The organism is uncultured Porphyromonas sp., from assembly GCF_934359325.1.
Taxonomy (GTDB): domain Bacteria; phylum Bacteroidota; class Bacteroidia; order Bacteroidales; family Porphyromonadaceae; genus Porphyromonas_A.
In genome coordinates this window covers 1-4449 of record NZ_CAKRLH010000135.1, presented here as the reverse complement: position 1 = coordinate 4449, position 4449 = coordinate 1, and the positions used below count along the sequence as shown (strand labels likewise).

Annotated in this window: 4 protein-coding genes; 2 read left to right on the top strand and 2 right to left on the bottom strand. The window is 54.7% G+C overall.

All coding sequences use genetic code 11. The annotated features are described in order from the left end of the window. Positions 1 to 1539: M13 family metallopeptidase (locus Q0F21_RS05635; RefSeq protein ID WP_297238175.1), on the top strand; the 1539-nt coding region annotated here is incomplete at its 5' end. 560 nt (positions 1540 to 2099) lie between these two features. Next, entirely contained in the window at positions 2100 to 2300 is a 201-nt protein-coding gene (locus Q0F21_RS05630; RefSeq protein ID WP_297238177.1) for a winged helix-turn-helix domain-containing protein, read from the top strand. A 146-nt stretch (positions 2301 to 2446) separates the two neighbouring features. Here Q0F21_RS05630 and Q0F21_RS05625 read toward each other — a convergent pair whose 3' ends face one another. Further along, positions 2447 to 3103, bottom strand: coding sequence for a GDSL-type esterase/lipase family protein (locus Q0F21_RS05625; protein ID WP_297238173.1), 657 nt, complete (start codon positions 3101 to 3103; stop codon positions 2447 to 2449). A 38-nt stretch (positions 3104 to 3141) separates the two neighbouring features. Next, the gene (gene tyrS / locus Q0F21_RS05620; protein WP_297238171.1) at positions 3142 to 4437 is read right to left on the bottom strand and encodes a tyrosine--tRNA ligase; all 1296 of its coding nucleotides are present in this window, start codon (positions 4435 to 4437) and stop codon (positions 3142 to 3144) included. Positions 4438 to 4449 lie beyond the last annotated feature (12 nt).

Sequence of the window (4449 nt, the reverse complement as noted above, 5' to 3'; positions counted from 1 at the left end):
GAGAAGAACAGCGACGTCAATATCCTCAATCTCTATCAGGCGGGACTCGTGATGGGCGTCCCGGACTACTACTCCGATGAGGCTGCCTATAAGGGCAATCAGGAGGCCTACCGCACCTACTTTACCCGTGTCTTTGACCTCGTTGGGATGGAGGAGGCTTCGGCGCAGGCTGACCGACTCTTTGGCTTAGAGAAAGATCTCTCCAAGATCCTCTACACGATGGTCGAGCTGAGAGACAGCCAGCGGAATTACAATAAAATGTCTCTCGAGGACTTCTATGCTCAGCACACTTTCCCCTGGAAGCGCTACATCGATGGTCGCGAGGGATACGAGTCCGTGAAGGAGCTGAATGTCGCACAGAAGGACTACTTCGACCGCTTCGACAAGTGGTTTGCTGCTACCTCGCTGGAGGACCTGAAGCTTTTCCTTAAGGGACAGCTCATTGATGGTGCCAGCGATCTCCTCAGCAACGACTTCCGCGAGGCAGCCTTTGCACTCCACGGCAAGTCGATCGCCGGTAAGGAAGAGATGAAGCCGCTCTGGAAGCTGGGCGTCAATCGCGTAGACAACTGCCTCGGTGACGTGATCGGCAAGCAGTATGTCGCCAAGTACTTCCCCCCGGAGGCAAAGGAGCGTATGACAGAGCTGGTAGACAATCTGGTCTCGGCTCTCAGCTCCCGCATCAACAACCTCTCTTGGATGACCGCCGCAACTAAGGAAAAGGCTCAGGAGAAGCTTGGTGCTTTCACCGTCAAGATCGGCTACCCGGATAAGTGGCTCACCTTTGAGAAACTGAATACCAACAATGAATCACTCTATGCTTACAGCAAGGAAGTAGGCACCTTCCTCACCCGTCGCAACACCGCTGACCTCGAGAAGCCTGTTGATCGCGACCGCTGGCTGATGAATGCTCATCAGGTGAATGCTTACTACAATCCGACAACCAACGAGATCTGCTTCCCCGCAGGAATCCTGCAGCCACCTTTCTTCAATCTCAATGCCGACGACGCAGTCAATTATGGCGCCATCGGCGTCGTGATCGGTCACGAGATGACTCACGGATTTGACGACCAAGGCTGCAACTACGATGCTAAGGGCAATATGGAGAATTGGTGGACAGAGGAGGATCGGAAGACCTTCGACGCTGCCACGCAGAAGCTTGCTGCGCAGTTTGATCGCGTAGAGGTAGCGCCCGGGCTGATGGCCAATGGTCAGATGACTCTCGGTGAGAACATCGCCGACCAGGGCGGACTCCTTGTCGCCTACGACGCTATGGTCAAGGCCACTGAGGGTAAGGAGTACCCGGAGATCGATGGACTCAGCCGTGACCAGAGATTCTATCTCGGCTATGCCCGCGTGTGGGGACAGAATATCCGTCCTGAGGAGATCATCCGTCGCACCAAGACGGACGTCCACAGTCTCGGGAAATTCCGCGTCAATCAGACTCTGAAGAACATCGACACCTTCTACACGGCATTTGGTGTCCAGGAGGGAGACTCTATGTACATTGCTCCTGAGGAGCGTGTAGAGATCTGGTAAGCAGATCAGCTCCACGACCAAGCGAGAGGGTGCCACGCACAACAGCGTGGCACCCTCTCGCTCTTTCTAGGGATCAGATACGCTCCATCACTCCATAGTCTCCTCATACTGCTGGGATCGAGTCTGTACGAAGTTGTATGGGTATATCTTCTCCTGCAAAAACCCCTGCCAGACCCTGATCTTTCCGACAGACGGGAGCGAAGCATCCATCTACGTTCGCCGGCGGAGGCCAAAGAGGAGGGAAGTCGAACTTCCTACTTCCAGACATACGATCAAAGGGATCAAATGCGCACCAAAGTTCGGTGCTTTTTAAATAGAGATTGGTCGAGGGAAAGACGTTCTCGTACATTGTCCTACGACACTTCGTGGCTCGAGCGATGCCCAGGGAGCGGGCATCCTTGCGGATGCGGTTTCGCTGCTGACGGACGAGTCTCAAACGCGTCAGTCCTGGGAGGGGACCTCTCCGTTGTGGGATACTCTGAGATTTGTGGTATCTTTAGCGCATCAAATGATGTATAATGACTTAGTAACTAAAGTGTAACATACGACTTATGGAAGGAATGACAGAGCAGATCGGTACCAACGCAGGTCTCGTGTGGGAGGTGCTCCGTGCGAGCAAGAAACCTATGACGGACAAGGAGATCAAGAGCGCTACAAAGATCTCAACCCTGAGGGATGTCCACTTTGCCCTTGGCTGGCTCTCGAGAGAGGATAAGCTGGTCTTTGAGGAGGGCGCTGGTGTGACGGTTAGGCTGAAGTAACCTATCATCAGATCTCTCGAGACCTTTGCAAAGGTCTTCTCTCATCAGATACCCCCGTGAGCTCTCCGGAGCTGAGACATAAAACAAGGGGGTGTGCCGAGTAATCATTTCGGCACACCCCCATTGCATTTGTGTCGGGTGGCGGATCAGATCAAGGGCTTGATGATCGAGCCCCAGAGCTTGTATCCTTCGCCCAGCAAATGTAGCCCGTCGTTGCTGTACTTCAGGTCCAGCTTACCGTCGGAAGTCACAAAGGAGGAGTAGAGGTCCACATAAGTGACGCCTTGTCTCTCACAGACCGCTCGGATCATAGCATTAGTCGGAGCTACTTCGGACATATGCGCCTTATGACCCGGGAAGAGAGTGATCTCGTCTGAGATAGGCAGGATGCTCTGTACATAGACCTCGGTCTCTGGGCTTTCCGCCTTGATCCGACAGATGATCTGCTCGATATTCCGGGCTATGGAGTCTCCCGAGATCCCTTGAGCGAAATCATTGATCCCGATCATAAGGAAGAGCTTCGCAGGTCTGCCGTCCGTGATGGAGCCGAGCCTCTGCAGCACGCCATCCGTCGTATCACCTGAGATGCCTCTATTCCTGACGTGGACATTATGCAGGATCTCAGCCCACTCCCCGCCGTCCGTGATGCTGTTGCCGAGCATCACGATATCCTCTGGCGACGTGGGGAGAGACTCGAAGAGAGTCTGCTTCTGATGCCAGTACGTACTCCTGCTTCTATTCTGGGCAGATAGAGGAGCCCCAATCAGCAGCAGGCAGAGCAGAACGAAATAAACTCTTTTCATGGGATCGGGATTGACTCGTCTTAAGACCGGAGCAGGGGTCAGACGGCGTGGACGAGGAAGTAATTCTTCTTGCCCTTCTGGATCAGCATATAGGAGCCCTCGACGAGGTCATCGGTGGTGGGCATGTACTGCGGATCGCTGATCTTTTCCTTATTGATACTGATGCCTCCGCTCTGGATCAGCTTGCGGAGCTCTCCGTTGCTCTTGAAGAATCCGCACTTGCTTACCAGCAGATCGAGCAGACCGGTACTACCGTCGAAGTCACTCTTCGACACCTCCGCCATCGGCACGCCATCGAAGACCGAGAGGAATGTCTCCTCGTCGATGCTGCTGAGCGTCTCCTTAGTAGCGTTGCCAAAGAGGATCTCACTCGCACGGACGGCAGTGTCGTAGTCCTCACGGGAGTGGACCATCATGGTGATCTCCTCAGCGAGACGCCTCTGGAGAAGGCGCTCGTGGGGAGCCTTGTCGTGCTCCGTCTCCAGTGTCTCGATCTCCTCCTTAGACAGGTCGGTGAAGATCCGGATGTACTTCTTGGCATCCTCGTCGGAGACGTTGAACCAGAACTGGTAGAACTTGTATGGCGTGGTGTAGCGGCGATCGAGCCAGACGTTTCCGCTCTCAGACTTGCCGAACTTACCTCCGTCTGCCTTCGTGATCAGCGGGCAGGTGACTGCGAGGGCATCACTCTCCCCGAGGACGCGGCGGATAAGCTCCACCCCGGTGGTGATATTGCCCCACTGATCGGAGCCACCGAGCTGCAGGCGGACATTCTCCGTCTGATAGAGGTGCAGGTAGTCGTATCCCTGGAGGAGCTGGTAGGAGAATTCGGTAAAGGAGAGTCCCTCGATCGCATTCGCCTCGAGACGCTTCTTCACAGACTCCTTCGCCATCATATAATTGACCGTGATGTGCTTGCCGACGTCGCGTATGAAGTCAAGGAAGCTATAGTCCTTCATCCAGTCGTAGTTATTGACCAGCACAGCGGCATTCTCGGCATCGCTATCAAAGTCGAGGAACTTCTCCAGCTGCTTCTTGATGCAGGCCTGATTGTGTCTCAGCGTCTCCTCATCGAGGAGGTTGCGCTCCTTGGACTTGCCTGAGGGGTCGCCGATCATGCCGGTGGCGCCGCCGATGAGAGCGATGGGACGATGGCCGGAGCGCTGCAAGTGGCGCAGCATCATGATGCCTACTAAGTGACCGATATGCAGTGAGTCAGCAGTAGGGTCGATACCTACATAGCCGGAGACCATACCCTTCTGAAGGGCCTCCTCGGTTCCGGGGATCATGTCGTGGATCATGCCACGCCACTCAAGCTCTTTGATAAAGTTCATATATCGTTACGT

Excerpts from the sequence above, each read along its gene's own strand:
- Q0F21_RS05630 (WP_297238177.1), top strand. The coding sequence starts at position 2,100 with ATGACAGAGCAGATCGGTACCAACGCAGGTCTCGTGTGGGAGGTGCTC.
- Q0F21_RS05625 (WP_297238173.1), bottom strand. The coding sequence starts at position 3,103 with ATGAAAAGAGTTTATTTCGTTCTGCTCTGCCTGCTGCTGATTGGGGCT.
- tyrS (WP_297238171.1), bottom strand. The coding sequence starts at position 4,437 with ATGAACTTTATCAAAGAGCTTGAGTGGCGTGGCATGATCCACGACATG.